At 36.9% G+C, this 13,908-nt stretch carries 15 protein-coding genes; 7 read left to right on the plus strand and 8 right to left on the minus strand.

Features of this window, described 5'->3' with window-relative positions; translation table 11 throughout:
• Window positions 1–90: 90 nt before the first annotated feature.
• The 3 genes from ACJVDH_RS08335 to ACJVDH_RS08345 all read right to left on the minus strand — a co-directional run bounded on the left by ACJVDH_RS08335 (window position 91) and on the right by ACJVDH_RS08345 (window position 3,624).
• Window positions 91–1,611 carry a TlpA family protein disulfide reductase gene (locus ACJVDH_RS08335; RefSeq protein WP_443947102.1) on the minus strand — a complete coding sequence of 507 codons (1,521 nt, stop codon included), beginning with the start codon at window positions 1,609–1,611 and terminating at the stop codon, window positions 91–93.
• A gap of 237 nt (window positions 1,612–1,848) precedes the next feature.
• On the minus strand, window positions 1,849–2,754 hold the full coding sequence (locus ACJVDH_RS08340) for a helix-turn-helix domain-containing protein (RefSeq protein ID WP_443947103.1): 906 nt from the start codon (window positions 2,752–2,754) through the stop codon (window positions 1,849–1,851).
• Between the two features lie 66 nt (window positions 2,755–2,820).
• Window positions 2,821–3,624: an SDR family oxidoreductase gene (locus tag ACJVDH_RS08345; protein WP_443947104.1), complete on the minus strand. Its 804-nt coding sequence runs from the start codon at window positions 3,622–3,624 to the stop codon at window positions 2,821–2,823.
• A gap of 311 nt (window positions 3,625–3,935) precedes the next feature.
• Between ACJVDH_RS08345 and ACJVDH_RS08350 the strand changes: the two genes are divergently transcribed.
• The 4 genes from ACJVDH_RS08350 (at window position 3,936) to ACJVDH_RS08365 (ending at window position 6,660) form a co-directional block, all read left to right on the plus strand.
• Complete coding sequence (locus tag ACJVDH_RS08350) at window positions 3,936–4,283, plus strand: nuclear transport factor 2 family protein (protein ID WP_443947105.1); 348 nt, start codon at window positions 3,936–3,938, stop codon at window positions 4,281–4,283.
• Window position 4,284: 1 nt separating this feature from the next.
• Window positions 4,285–4,872: a Crp/Fnr family transcriptional regulator gene (locus ACJVDH_RS08355; RefSeq protein ID WP_443947106.1), complete on the plus strand. Its 588-nt coding sequence runs from the start codon at window positions 4,285–4,287 to the stop codon at window positions 4,870–4,872.
• A 542-nt stretch (window positions 4,873–5,414) separates the two neighbouring features.
• A complete protein-coding gene (locus ACJVDH_RS08360; protein WP_443947107.1) occupies window positions 5,415–5,966 on the plus strand; it encodes a GNAT family N-acetyltransferase in 552 nt (183 codons plus the stop codon).
• The gene (locus ACJVDH_RS08365; protein WP_443947108.1) at window positions 5,956–6,660 is read left to right on the plus strand and encodes an AAA family ATPase; all 705 of its coding nucleotides are present in this window, start codon (window positions 5,956–5,958) and stop codon (window positions 6,658–6,660) included. The genes ACJVDH_RS08360 and ACJVDH_RS08365 overlap by 11 nt, the downstream gene beginning before the upstream one ends.
• A 107-nt stretch (window positions 6,661–6,767) precedes the next feature.
• Here ACJVDH_RS08365 and ACJVDH_RS08370 read toward each other — a convergent pair whose 3' ends face one another.
• A complete protein-coding gene (locus tag ACJVDH_RS08370) occupies window positions 6,768–7,463 on the minus strand; it encodes a competence protein (RefSeq protein ID WP_443947109.1) in 696 nt (231 codons plus the stop codon).
• Between the two features lie 272 nt (window positions 7,464–7,735).
• Here ACJVDH_RS08370 and ACJVDH_RS08375 point away from each other — a divergent pair, with 272 nt between their 5' ends.
• A complete protein-coding gene (locus ACJVDH_RS08375) occupies window positions 7,736–7,933 on the plus strand; it encodes a hypothetical protein (protein ID WP_443947110.1) in 198 nt (65 codons plus the stop codon).
• A 161-nt stretch (window positions 7,934–8,094) separates the two neighbouring features.
• On the opposite strand, the gene nudK is transcribed toward ACJVDH_RS08375, so the two are convergent.
• Together nudK and ACJVDH_RS08385 are read right to left on the minus strand one after the other, a co-directional pair.
• Window positions 8,095–8,682, minus strand: coding sequence for a GDP-mannose pyrophosphatase NudK (gene nudK, locus ACJVDH_RS08380; RefSeq protein WP_443947111.1), 588 nt, complete (start codon window positions 8,680–8,682; stop codon window positions 8,095–8,097).
• A 39-nt stretch (window positions 8,683–8,721) separates the two neighbouring features.
• Window positions 8,722–9,156 (minus strand): MEDS domain-containing protein, encoded by a 435-nt coding sequence (locus ACJVDH_RS08385; protein ID WP_443947613.1) that lies wholly within the window; start codon window positions 9,154–9,156, stop codon window positions 8,722–8,724.
• 373 nt (window positions 9,157–9,529) lie between these two features.
• Here ACJVDH_RS08385 and ACJVDH_RS08390 point away from each other — a divergent pair, with 373 nt between their 5' ends.
• Window positions 9,530–10,162, plus strand: a complete 633-nt coding sequence (locus ACJVDH_RS08390) for a TetR/AcrR family transcriptional regulator (protein ID WP_443947112.1) — start codon at window positions 9,530–9,532, stop codon at window positions 10,160–10,162.
• A 36-nt stretch (window positions 10,163–10,198) separates the two neighbouring features.
• Here the strand turns inward: ACJVDH_RS08390 and ACJVDH_RS08395 are convergent, their stop codons facing one another.
• Window positions 10,199–10,939 (minus strand): DUF3667 domain-containing protein, encoded by a 741-nt coding sequence (locus ACJVDH_RS08395; RefSeq protein ID WP_443947113.1) that lies wholly within the window; start codon window positions 10,937–10,939, stop codon window positions 10,199–10,201.
• A gap of 159 nt (window positions 10,940–11,098) precedes the next feature.
• On the opposite strand from ACJVDH_RS08395, the gene ACJVDH_RS08400 reads away from it, so the two are divergent.
• Window positions 11,099–12,187 (plus strand): hypothetical protein, encoded by a 1,089-nt coding sequence (locus ACJVDH_RS08400; protein WP_443947114.1) that lies wholly within the window; start codon window positions 11,099–11,101, stop codon window positions 12,185–12,187.
• Window positions 12,188–12,570: 383 nt separating this feature from the next.
• On the opposite strand, the gene ACJVDH_RS08405 is transcribed toward ACJVDH_RS08400, so the two are convergent.
• Window positions 12,571–13,902, minus strand: coding sequence for an alkaline phosphatase family protein (locus tag ACJVDH_RS08405; RefSeq protein WP_443947115.1), 1,332 nt, complete (start codon window positions 13,900–13,902; stop codon window positions 12,571–12,573).
• Between the last annotated feature and the right edge of the window lie 6 nt (window positions 13,903–13,908).

Here is a 13,908-nt window from a genome sequence, read left to right on the forward strand (position 1 = left end):
CTGATAAACTAAAATCGATCTCACGGGTTTTGGTGGTCCGGCAAAGAGCTTGTTCATATCTTTTAGATTGGCGAGAAAATAACTATTTCCTCATTTACTCATCTGTTCTAGTACTTTAAATTCAAATTGAGGACTGCTCGGTTTCAAAAAATCTTCTGAGATAATGTTCCCTTTATTATCAATCATTAAATAACGAGGGATTGTTTTAAGGTTAACCAGCTTGGTAAGTGCAGATGTCCGGAAATTTATCAAACGATACTGAAAAGGTTGGTTGAGTATATTATTCTGCTTTGCTGCGGCTATCCATTTCGACGTTTTGTTATCTTCATCAATGCTAATGCTTACAAATCTAACGGGCTTTCCTTTGAATTTGGAAGATACTTTTTTCATAAAAGGAATTTCTGCAATGCATGGCACGCACCAGCTGGCCCAAAAATCAATTATAGTGAACTTGTATTTCGGATTGGCAATTACGGTCTTAAAATCAATTTTTTTTCCATAGAAATCCGTCAATGGAATGTTCGGTAAATTTTGAATTGTTTTCAATTCATGATTGGCTGCTGTTTCATCACTTTCAATGATATAACTGTAACGACCATTTGCATAAGATTTTAAATTTGCTCTCGCTTCTTTAAAATCTGAGTATGTTTTTTTCAAAATAACAGATACTTCAAATAACGTATCAATGGCAGCAGATTCATTTTTAATGTCTGCAATTGTTTCACTAAACGTATTAAGATCTTCCGGAATTTGCATAAAACTATAAGCCAATAACTCCGTCAAATAATTTGTGTAAAGGGGCGTTTTCTTCAAATCAGTATCGGCAGCCTTTATCCAGTTCCAAACATTGCCGTTTTTAAGTTTTGGTTGTGTTCTTATAGCGTTCCAACGAATAATTGCCCAAGATACGGCCATGTTATTTATAGAATTAATATTCTGGCTTTGATGGTATAAATCTTGATAAAGGCTATCACTGGTAGCTGATGGAGTCAGGTATTGATCAGATAATAGTTTGGAAATTGAGGTATATTTAATATTGGAATTGAGTAACCTAAGTGCGCTCAAATTAACCTGAGGATCTTGAATCGTGTCAATGTTTGCTTCATTCTGGATAAACCGTTCCTGAATATGTTCTATCATTTTTTTCAGGCCTTCCTTTTTTAACAGTTTACTTTCATTTTCATAAGACCAGTGATAACTTTTTGGGAAAGAAAGTATACTATCTGCAAAACATTTTAAGCCGGTACTTGAATGCAGCAGAATTGCGCCATCTTGTCCGTTCTTAATTACAACCTTGTCGCCCGGAACAATAAAAATTGGGTATGATCTCTCCACCGGGCCCGAAGGCAACATCAGCATATTATTATACGACAATAGCGTTGGCTTTGTTATCTCCAGAATCTGGCTAATTACAGTATCCTTTCTACTGGTATTCTTGAAAGATAAAGTGCGGTAATATTTATCAAATAAAATCAAACTGATACTGCTGTTCGGATTTAACTGAGCTGAGATGGTGGTTTTGAGACTATCCTGTTGTTGGTGGTTTATTTGGGCCGCGAATACCGCCGTCTGAAGCACAATAAGGCTCAGTAAAAAAATCAGTGTTCTCATAGATAAAGCGTTATAGATAAATATATCAAATGATGAACGTAAATCCTTAGTTTTCTTGTAGTTTCCTTGTTACAGGTTTAGAAAAGAAAAAATGATACACAATTTCAAACAGTGATCGCAGCGATTGTATATTATTATCTATTGAAATTTCTTTAAAGTCAAGGATTGCATGCATAACGTTTGAAACTTTATGGACTATAAATTGGGAGGAAGGATGGTATACACCAAGCAGCTGATCTATTTAAACGACTTTCTAAATGTCAATGGGGATATATTTGTTTTTCTTTTAAAAAGTCTGTTAAAAGATTGCGGGCGCTCAAAGCCAAGTTTATAGGCTATTTCTGCTACAGATAGTGTTTCTAATGAAAGGTATTCTTTTGCTTTTTCAATTAGTTTTTCCTGGATATGTTGTTGAGCCGTCTGACCTGTGAAAGCGCGCAAAAGATCGCTAAGGTAACTCGGCGATAAATTTAATCGGTCTGCCAGAAATTCAACAGTAGGAAGTCCACTTTGAAGCGTGTGTTTTTCATCTAAATACAAATCAAGTTCAATTTCTAATTTCGTTAGTATATCGTGATTTACTTTTTTTCTGGTCAAAAATTGTCTTTCATAAAACCGGTTGCTAAAATTCAAAAGCAAGTCTATTTGAGAGAGGATAATGTTTTGCGTATGCTTATCGATATGCTGATATTCCCGTTCAATTTTTAAGAAAATGTCTTCTATGTCTTTTTCTTCATTTTCTGAAAGGTGAAGCGCTTCATTAATGGCGTAAGAGAAAAAGCCGTAGTTTCTAATTGCGTGCGCTAATGGATGGTTATAAAGAAAGTCTGGATGAATGAATAATGCATAGCCAGACGCGGGGTTTAAGATATCTGATTGAGATTCATCAAGAGACATAACCTGCCGTGGCGAAATAAAAGTCATTACACCTTTATTATAATCATAAAATCCCTGGCCATACTTTGTCTTGCCTGCAACATTCTTTTTAAGGGAAATGCAATAAAAGTTGACTGAAAAATTTTTCCAGATTTCCGGATCGTTAAATTGAATATCTGAAACGCGTATCACGCTCACCAATGGATGTAATGGATCTTGCAGCGACAAAAGCCGGTGTTTTTCGGTAATTGAATGAATGACTCTCATTTTTCAGGTTAAGTTCAAAGTTATAAATAGGTAACCGATATTTAGCCGGTTACCCATCTAAATTTATTAACCGAGAAACTGTGAGCGGATTTCTTTTCTAAAATTCTCAGCCCCGATTTCGTTACGGCGTTTGTACATCGCCTTTGCATCATCGCCAACAAGGTAACGGATTTGGTCTTTTCCATCGGTAGCGGCCTCATAAACCACAGCAGCCAGTTTTTCTGCAGGCAAAGCAATATCCATCATAGAATCCATCATCGGATAGAGCTTATTTTCCAGCAATTCATAGTCAGAATGAATCGATTTATCCATAGATCTGGATAAAAAATCTGTCGCTACTGCACCAGGTGCGATGGTTTTAATGCCAATATTGTGAATGCCGAGTTCAAATGACATACTTTCAGACCAACCTTCAATACCGAATTTCGTTGCATGATAAATAGAGTTCAGCGGAAAACCCATAAAACCTCCCATAGACGATGTTGAGATGAACAATCCACTTTTCTTCGCTTTAAAGTGCGGAATAAATGCCTGAGTAATTCTTATTACGCCAAGAAGATTCGTGTTAACTTCATTTAAAATCTGCTCGTCACTTAATCCTTCAAGCGCTCCAACAAGTCCGTAACCAGCGTTATTGAAAACAACATCAATTTCATGCAATGCAATAGCCTGGCTAACTGCCGATTTAATCTGCTCCAGATTGGTTACATCCAACTGAATTAATGTAACATTATTTAGCTTGCCGAGTTCGGTTTCATGCTCAGGATTACGCATGGTTGCAATAACTTTCCAGCCATTAGATTGAAAGAATTTGGCGGTTGCTTTTCCCATACCTGCTGAAGCACCTGTAATGAAGATAGTCTTATTCATGTTTTAAACTTGATTTTGTACTTCAAATGTCTGAATAGCACGCATCAAAATTGTTTCCCAATTCCGGATTGTTGTTTCCAAAATCGCTTTTTAAGTATTTTGGGTAGTTTCACAAGCGATTGAAGTAATAATTCTGCTTATAACGCTGTAGGACGGAAAATCAAAATGCCACGATAATTGGAATAATTTATTTTTCGGGATGATTAGCGCAATGAATACAAAAAAGCCTTTAACAGACTAAAAATTTTCATTTATTAAACTACTTTAATTTTAAGCTGAATGCGCATCGATAGTTTTGTGAAATGAAAAATATGAAAGAAACAGTTGAGCGTTATACAAGCGCCTGGAACCAAAAGACAGCAGAAGAAGTAAAAACTGCTTTCTTGCAAATCTTATCAGAAGAAATCACCTATCAAGACAGGCAAACACCTTTGATAACAGGAATTGATGCATTTGTTGATTTGGTTATGTCGTCGCATGAGAAAGTGCCCGGCCGCAGATTTTCTCTACCGGGAGAACCAGAATACTTTAATCAACATTGTTATTATGCGTGGACTATTGACATTCCCGGCGTAGGTCAGTTTGAAGGAAAAGACTATGTGCAATACAATGATGAAAACAAAATGACGGTGATTGTAGGATTTGTTCCTAATTTGTAAAATGCACGAGTTTGATCGCATACTTGCGAATTTTGCCCTTCACATTAGTTTAGATGCTGCAGAACAAACGCTTATAACCGCTGTTCTGCAGCATAAAATTTTAAGAAAAAATGAAATATTGTTGCAAACCGGAGAAACGTGCCGCAATATTTATTTTGTAGATAAAGGTTGTCTTCGTGTTTTTAATCGTGACAAAGATGGTTTAGAGCATAATGTTTTGTTTTGCCCGGAAAAATGGTGGGCTTGCGATATGACCAGCTTTTCAGGTCAGGTTCCTGCTTATTATTGTATTTCCAGTTTAGAAACTACAGAACTTTTGTACATAAGCTACCAAAATTTGGAAAAAATGTATACTCAGATACCTAAACTTGAACGTTTTTTTAGAATACTGGCCCAAAACGGATTCAGCTTATATCAGCGGCGCGTTAATTCAATTATTTCCAGATCTGCCGATGAACGTTACGTGCAATTTCAGCGCCTTTACCCAAATCTGGAACAACGTATTGCCCAAAAACACATTGCTTCTTACCTTGGCATCACCGCTGTGTTTCTGAGCATGATTAGACGGAAGGCAGAAAAACCAAAATGATTGACAATAGTAATCTGTTGATTCCCGACTTTGTTTAAATGGACATGGCGTAAAGGGAGAACCTAATACGATTCGGAACTAAAAAAGAAAGTACTTACAAGAAACTTTTTGGGTACGCTAACAGAAAGGTTTAAATTGCAACCAAATAGTTTCCCAAATCCTGTGTGTCTGTGGGAAACCAAACTGCAAATTAGAGCCAGAATGCTCTCTTTCTAAACTAAAATAGTTGGCACTGAAGCGTTTCTTTATGCAAAAAAAGACAGGCTGCTACAAATGCGAATGTGTTTGTGCATACATCAGGTTTAAAAATGCAGTTATTAACTATGCTAACAAACATATTGTTGGCATAGTTCGCTTATAAACTTGCGGTATACATTCATTGTGTTTTCTTGTTTACAGCGTGCCCTTCAAATACAGGAATTTGATGATTTCATAGAATTTGACACTGAATCAGCTGATAAAATTCAAACTGTACTGCCATCTTTCAGGTTTCAACTGCTACATTTGCTTCTTTAATTTAATTGACACAAGTGATTCATTCCATGGAAACATCTTTCCTGCAAAAGCAAATTGAAGACGATACGGTTATCTTGCATCCGCTTAAAGGCGACGATTTTGAGCATTTGTATGCTGTAGCGTCAGATCCAAAAATTTGGGAACAACATCCCAACAAAGACCGCTGGAAAAAAGAGGTCTTTGAAGTATTCTTTACCGGTGCACTTGAAAGCGGTGGCGCTTACCTTATTGTAGATCGTGCTACGGGTACTTCGATAGGCAGCACGAGGTATTATGAATACGATGCAGCAGATTCAAGTATAAAAATCGGATACACTTTCTACGCTACACAATTTTGGGGAAAAGGAATAAATCCGCGTGTTAAAACAATGATGCTCGATCACATTTTCAATTACGTATCTGTAGTTAAATTTGACGTAGGCGCAAGTAATTTGCGCTCTCAGATTGCAATTTCAAGGCTTGGCGCAGAAAAAATCAGCGAGCGTTTGGTCAAGTATTTTGGGGAGGAACCAAAGCTAAACTTTACATATCAACTCAATAAAGAAACGTGGAAGGAGAGAATTGCAAATGAATATTAATGATCTGATTATCCTGGATAAGGAAGAAGTAAAGCTTGAAAGTATTTTTCTGGACGAAACAAATCAGAAGATGCTGGGGCAGTTGATTCGTGAATACAGGTTTGCGGAAGAACTTTCCCGGTATAAATTACCCGTTAATAATAAACTGCTTTTATATGGTGCGTCGGGTTGCGGAAAAACAATGTCTGCAAAAGCGATTGCCCAGAAACTTGGAAAAAGGATTCTCATCTTAAATTTAAGCAATATTATAAGTGCCCGTCTTGGTGAAACTTCGCAGCATTTGAGACTGATATTTGACAAGGCCATCAAGGAAAATGCTGTATTGTTTTTGGATGAGTTTGATCAGATTGGAAAAACCAGGGGAGCAGAAAACGATTCGGGAGAGATCCGCCGTTTAGTCAATACGCTAATCCAACTGATTGATTATTTTCCACCAACAAGTTTATTGATCTGCGCAAGCAACCACGCCGAAATACTGGATGAGGCATTGCTGCGTAGGTTTCAGTTGCGCATTTCATTTACGATGCCAGAAGCAGAAGTGCTCGATAAATATTACAACAGCATACTGGAGGTCTTTCCTGAAGACCTTCGGGAAATAAGCAAAGTATACGATGTGTCTTTCGCACAGGCGAAAGATCATGCCTTAACGCAGGTTAAAGAACGATTAATTTCCGCGCTCGAACGCGAAGAATAATCATTTAACCAGATCTTTCGCTTTGTATTTAATTTAACGTGATAAGACGCGATTTTCGTCATGGGTTTTTGTGGAATGCCGACAAAATTACCATTTCAGGAATGAGTTTAGATTGTAAGCAAGAATTGTTCAATGAAAGCTTTTCTGGAATGAAGTTGAAGAAAGGCATAATCTCCATTACTTTGCACTCGCGTTCTGATTTCATATAGAAAATGTCCGCCCATATCTACAACAATTCTATGTCGTGCTGAAAACCACGCTGTATGGGGATTTTTCCAACAGAAAGAATAGTACTTAGCGCTGATTTTAAGGTTTTTTAACGTTGGATGATTCAGGTTTATGATCCGCGGAAGTTTTCCGGACAAGATATCCTGTTTCTGTACCAGCGCGAGGTGATCTGAGTGAATAAATTCGTAATCAGAAAGTATCGGATCTTCCACATCAGGCATGTTTTTAAGTACACGGAATCCTTTTAATTTTTTGCCGTTAACCACCCAAATTAATTTAGAATAGAAACTTTCGCGGCTCAATATTTCAGCGGCAGTAATGGGCGAATTTTGAAACTCAAGCGTGGTTCCGCATGGTGTATGTACATCTCCACGATGTATTTCACCTGAAAGACAGTCAACAAACGCTTTTTCCCTGAAAGATTCCGGAAAAGCCATTTTCCAATTGCGGTGCCAGGGCGTTTCATTTTTGTAAAATCTTTCTACACCGCCCGGCATCACAGGAAGCCCCATTTCCCATTGCATTGTCTCCCTCAATTGTAGTGTTTTGTCAGTATGCTCACTCTTCCATTCCATTAACGCAAAAATAAACAGATCTGGCTAAAGTGAAATAATATTAATCAACACATCCAATGAAATACGTTTTTTAATATGCGTTGATTGTATGTAAATCTATCCCAGCAATCAATTCCAATCGTCAATTGACGATATAACGTTCTTTAATTTTTGAAGATATACTTGTAAGTTGTTATTGATCAGCCGCTTTGTGTTTTGGTTAATGATTTGGTGTATATAGCTTAACAGGTATAGAAAATTAAGAATTAATAGCGCATTTAAAAAGAAAGAATATGTATACACCAGAAGAAATCGAAGAACAAAATATGGACGACAGAGACATCTCTCATTCTGATGATCAGCAAAGCCAGCTTGACGTGCATTCAAATGGTTATGAACCTAAAACAAATGAAGAGAAAGAAATCAGTTCAAAAGACCTGCTTGATCAGGCGTACCGATCATCTGAGTCTTCATTTACATTGGAACCTTAAGTTCCAATGTGAAACTGTTCTATGTGGTAAAATTAATTTTAGAACAGCAATAATTTTCCATCGTTCATCAAATGTGTACTCAAACCCATGTGAGAAATCAATATTGGTTTGGTTTCAATCTATGCGTTAAAATTAACGCATGTATTTACCGGGTTTACGATTTATAAAATATTATTTAGTCTGATGTGCTGCAAGAGCATAATTGTTTTGCCGTCTTTTATTTCACCGGTTTTTACCATTTCGAAAGCGGCATCAATATGAAGTTCCAGTACTTCGATGTTTTCTTGTTCCTCTTCCAATCCTCCGCCATTGCTTACCTTCATGTTTTCTTCGTATTCCGCAATAAAAAAGTATAAAATTTCGGTTACCGAGCCAGGCGACATATACGCTTCAAAAATTTTTTCTACATGAGAGATTTTATATCCGGTTTCTTCTTCGGTTTCTCGTCTTATGCAATCTTCCGCATGATCTTTATCCAATAATCCGGCGCAGCTTTCGATCAGCATTCCAGATTCATTACCGTTTACAAAGGTGGGAAGTCTGAATTGTTTCGTCAGGATTACAGTTTTTTGTTGCTTGTTATACAGTAAAATGGTTGCTCCGTTTCCTCTGTCGTAAACTTCTCGGTTTTGCGTTAAAACCTCAGTATCAGAACTGGCAGAATTGGTATATTGATACGTGATTTTTTTTAGGATGTACCAATTGTCTGAAAGAATTTTTGTATCGGTAATTTTTATATTTTCGATCATCAGTTAGATAATTTTTCGAGACGAATATATCTCAAATTATCAAACATTTAATGGTCTTGAACGAAAACTTGAAACATTAGACATCAGCATTAATGGTTCTACATAATACTGATCTATGCTAATCTTGCCATCTTTAATCACATAAGGATGGGTGAGGAGCACATCGGTAATTGCAGATTCGATGAAATGTTTTACGTCATACATGTAAATAAGTGAAACTGCATTATGGGGTGTTAACAAATTTAAGCTGGATTTATATCCTAATAATTCATCAGTGCCAGTCAAATTTTTTAATGCCCAAACCATATCTCCACATGCGCTAACACTTTTAAAACCGGCACGTCTGGCAGATAACAGCGTTTGTTCTAAAAGATCGTACATTTTTTTTGTGGCAAAACTACCGCCTTCAATGTAGGTGTTTTCTAATGCCAATACTTCTAACTGGCCTGATGCAAGCTTACTTACTCGTAACAGATATTACATGATTTACCAGGCAAGTGCAATGCTCGTAATGACGACTGCCTTCGAGGATATTAATGACTTTTTCGTTCAGATCCAACCTTCGTTTATGTAAGGAATAATCACCTCGTATTGCTCCGACTTTGAGTCAAAAAATCCGCAGATGTGTATAGGAGCCGAAAGCGACTTGCCGCAAACAGAAAAAAGGAGTTTCGTTTTTCATCATTCAAAGATAGAATGAAAAGGATGGTGAAAAAACCGAAAATTCTCCATAGAGCGTATAAAGTCGGTAAATTCAACTGAAACCACTAAATCCAGTTAAGGATTTTCTTAGTCTCGTGTTTGATGATGACGCAAAAAATCGCATTTTGCTCTAAAGTAGAATCAAATGGCGAGAAAAGTTACAGATGGACCGGTTAGAAACAAAGAACGCACCAAAGCAAGCCTCATCACTGCGCTTGGAGCAATTCTGAAAAAGGATGGTTTTTCCGGACTGAGCATCAGCAGTGTTGCAGATGAAGCAAAGGTAGACAGGCGTTTAATTTATGATTATTTCGGCAGCCTCGAAGGATTGGTAAAAGAATATCTTAACGGTAACGATTACTGGAAAATTAATCCGGAAGATGTTGATGGAATGGTAACCGCCGCCAAAGAAGATTCTGGTAAAGCGCTTGCATACAGTGTTTTGGAGAATCAATTAGATAGTTTGATCAACAATGAAGAAATGCGCCGTATTATTACGTGGGGACTTAGCGAAAAGCTTCCGTTTTTAAAAGCGCTAGACCTTAAACGGGAAACCATTGGCAACATTTTATTAAGCGAAATTATTGATCAGCATTTTGAGAAAAGCGATAAAAATTTCAGGGCAATGTACGCCATATTAATGGGCGGAGTTTATTACCTGACGTTACATGCCAAGATGCAGGAAAATCCTTTCTGCGGGATAGACCTTCAGCAGCTTTCAGGTCAGGATGAAATTAAAAAAGCACTTAAACAATTTATAGATCTTGCCTATGTTTAAGCTGTTTTGATCGAAAAATGCCAGCTCGATTTTAATTTAATGGTTTAGATATTTGAGGCCGATAATATTTAAGGCGTTGTTTATTAATTGTTTAGTTGCGAGATATAACACAGCGACGATAATTACCCGAATAACCAGTTTGTATTTTTTTAAACCAAAAACCGAGAAATATTGGTAATAAAAAATGATGATATATAGAAAGGTGAGTATGGTTAAATAGTAATTTACCCAAAGTAAGAATGATTTGTCTCCGGTAAAAATCATAACAATCGGCAAAATAAAACTAACTGCCAGTACGCCGCACAACAGGTATAAATTCAAAACGATATTTTCTGCATAATTCTGTTTGCTTTTTCTGAACAATAAAAAACTTGCGAGCGCAATGATTGGAATATGCAGAAAAACCGTAACTTTTGAATAGCTTTTTAAAATTTTAAACAAACCGCCAACAGTGGTTTGGTCATACAATTCTGAAGCTTCAATTATCGTCCATTTTTTAAGGAAATAACCAATGGTTAGCAATAGAATAATGGTTGCAAAATAATTGAAGTGTTTTACTCTTTTTCCCTGTACGTATTCTCTTACGCTGTGTCCGGGCCGCGTAAACAACTCTTTTATTGTGAAGAAAAAACCTTTGTCGAAGTGAAATATCCCGTGGATGAAATCATGCTTAAAAACATGCGACAAAGAAAACCTATGTGTAGCGGTTGCCTGACTACAATTGCTGCAAAATTTACCGATGGTTTGTGCATTGCAGTCTAAACAGTTGTTGGTCATTTAATGAATTTTTCTCAGTGATTTATTTGCTGGTATTCGATAGAAACCAAGCGTGATTCAAATATATCACATAGTTATGATATTTTAATTAAATCTTTAACTTTGATGTACTTGATTTTGGCTTCAAAAGCAGGGACAGATCTAAATGCATCCTTTCAAATGAAATTCATCTATATCCTCGCAGTAATCTTTCTGGTTATCATTTTAGTTTACCGGATTTCTAAAAATTACAGCTCAGCTACGGTTATACCGTTACCGGCCAGATTTGAAAAATATCAGTCTATTGATAGTATTGAAACCATGCAGACGGGAAAGGCAAGTCTGGATCTGTTGCTGCAAAGCCAGAAAAATATTGAGTTTTTTTTAACTCCAGATAAATATTTGGTGGTTTACAGTATGCCATCAGATAAAGAAAATCAATTCATCAAAATCGATACCAATGGCAATGTTATCGATTCCTTAGAAATTATCTCTAAACCTGAAAACCTGATTTTTTTAAAAGGTTTCATTGTTGATAAAACAACAAAAGTGTTCTATAAATGGAGTTTTAATGGATCAAGAGAACCAATCAAGTTAATTAGCCAGAATTTAGATTTTAAAGCAGATTCCGATGAACAGAATGCGCAATTGACAGAAATTTTAAAAAAATCAACTGCGGTTTTTCTGGATTTCAATTTCGATAGTCCTGCGCCTCCAAAACAAATTGGCGAAGTTTTGCAAACTACCCAGGGCATTAACAGTTACGCCATCGTAACTTATTTTATCGGCGAAGAAGGTTTCCAGATGTATACGCAATTAAACGTGCATAAATATTTTTCGTCTTCTTTTTTGGCACAAATGGCGTGGAATAATCTTTTCAAACGGTTAACTGCAAAAAATCATTTTGATGGAGAAATCATAAAATCTTCCAATATTGTTTATCAGTATTTCCAAAAACAAAAGCTAGAAAGCGTCCGTTTTTCTGGTGGAGGAGGAAGTGCGCCAGGTTTTTCAAAAGACCTTTATCCCGGATTTCTATTTACCGATGTGATTTTCAAAACCGATACATTTAAAATCAAAGAATTTATGTATCTGGATGAAGCGTGGAATACTTCCTCGGTAGAAATTGAGGGTAAAAATATTGGTGCGCTCGCTAAAAATAAAGTACAACCTGTACAAAATATAGATGCTTACCAGTATTTTGCAGACGAGAAATTACATTACGTTCTGTTTACCAATAACGATAAGAAGCTCTATATTATCCGATAAGGATTGCGGATAAATTGGATGATAAAGGAAACTATTTAAATGCTAATAAACTTTATGAATACGATTTGCCGAATGATCGTTTTCTGAAATTTATTCGGTAGAAGCTAAAAGATTTACGCAATAATTACTTTGCCATAATTGAAGTGTTAAGTGCTTTTTTTATAGTGTAATACTTTCTATTGGTTACCGGGATTCTGAAAAAGATTACCTGGCGAAGTCAAGCAAAGTACGCATTCCGTTAGAAGAACTTGTTACGAGGTTAAATTAGCCGAATCTGCAGGAAAGGAATGCAGTGACCGATTGATAATTTTTAAGCTGCTGATAAACATAAAAGGCCTGTCCATTTTTAAACGGACAGGCCTTTTTATGTTTAAAGAAATATATTATTTCAGTACTTGTATTGCGGCTTTCCCGTCTGCGTTTGGTAAAGCTAAGCCAAGTAATTTGGCCACGGTTGGTGCTACATCTTCCAGATTAATGGAATCCATAACCACACCGGTTTTAACACCAGCACCGGCAATGATAAAACCCGTTTTAATTTCATTGCTATCTGGGAAATATCCATGTGCGCCGCCTTTTTTAACGCCAACCAACGGACCAGAATTTCCATCTTGGATATAGACTCCGTTCGCAGCAGCTAAAGCAAAACTTGCATGCGGATCTGCACCAATTTTATCCAGCTCTGCGCGCTCTACAATACGGTACATCTGTTGGATTTCATTTGGCAGAGAAGCCATTTTTGCTCTTACCTTTTTTAGTGTTGCCCCATCATTTGGGTTTTTCAACTGAAAAAATGCAGAACCGCCCGCCGATTGAAATTTAGCAACCGGTTCTTCTTTGCCAACTTTAAAGTCAATTCCGAGTGCTGTAAGCCAAACATTTGGCGACAGGCTTTTCTCAATATCCACAAACCCATGATCGCCGGTAATAATAATAGTTGTACTGTCTTTTAATCCAGCTTTTTCTATTGCATTGACTAAATTCATCACGGCATGATCTGCAGAAGCAACGGCTTTGCTCACTTCAATTCCAGAACGGCCGTATTTGTGTTCTGCGCCATCTACGCCTGCAATGTGAATACTCAATAGTGCAGGCTTGTATTTTTGAAAAATGTAAGCTGCCATTCTACTGTTGTTTTCGTCCATAGCAAGAGAACTCAGGTTTAGATCTTCCATTGGTACATCGCCAATGGCAAATTTTTCCATTTCCTCTAACAATCCTTTTGGCGTGGCAAATTCTGCAATCGCACTTTTCCGATCTGCCATGTTTTTTGACGACCAGATTTCTGGTAAGTTGTAATCAATTTCTGCCCCCACAGAAATTGGCCAGGAAACAGAGGCAGATTTTAAACCACCTTTACGTACCGATTGCCAAAGTGTTTCTGCTTTAATTTTTTTGCTTTCTGTTGTCCACACATATTTATGCTCATCATCCGGCATTGTGTTGTAAGTAATTCCATGTTTATTTGGGAAAGTACCGGTAATCAATGTGGTGTGAGAAGGATAGGTGACACTTGGAAAAATGCAACGAACACCCTTGGCGTGTGAACCAATGTTTACCAATTCTTGCAAGTTTGGTGTAGGCCAGGTTTTATCCAGATAAAAATCTGGTCTAAAGCCATCTATACTTACTAAAATAACATGCTTTGATGTTTGGGCGCCTGCATTTGCTGCAAGGGCCAAGGCAAAGAATAAGCCTAAATATTTTTTAATCATGTGTTG

This window comes from Pedobacter terrestris (assembly GCF_052343045.1).
Lineage (GTDB): Bacteria > Bacteroidota > Bacteroidia > Sphingobacteriales > Sphingobacteriaceae > Pedobacter.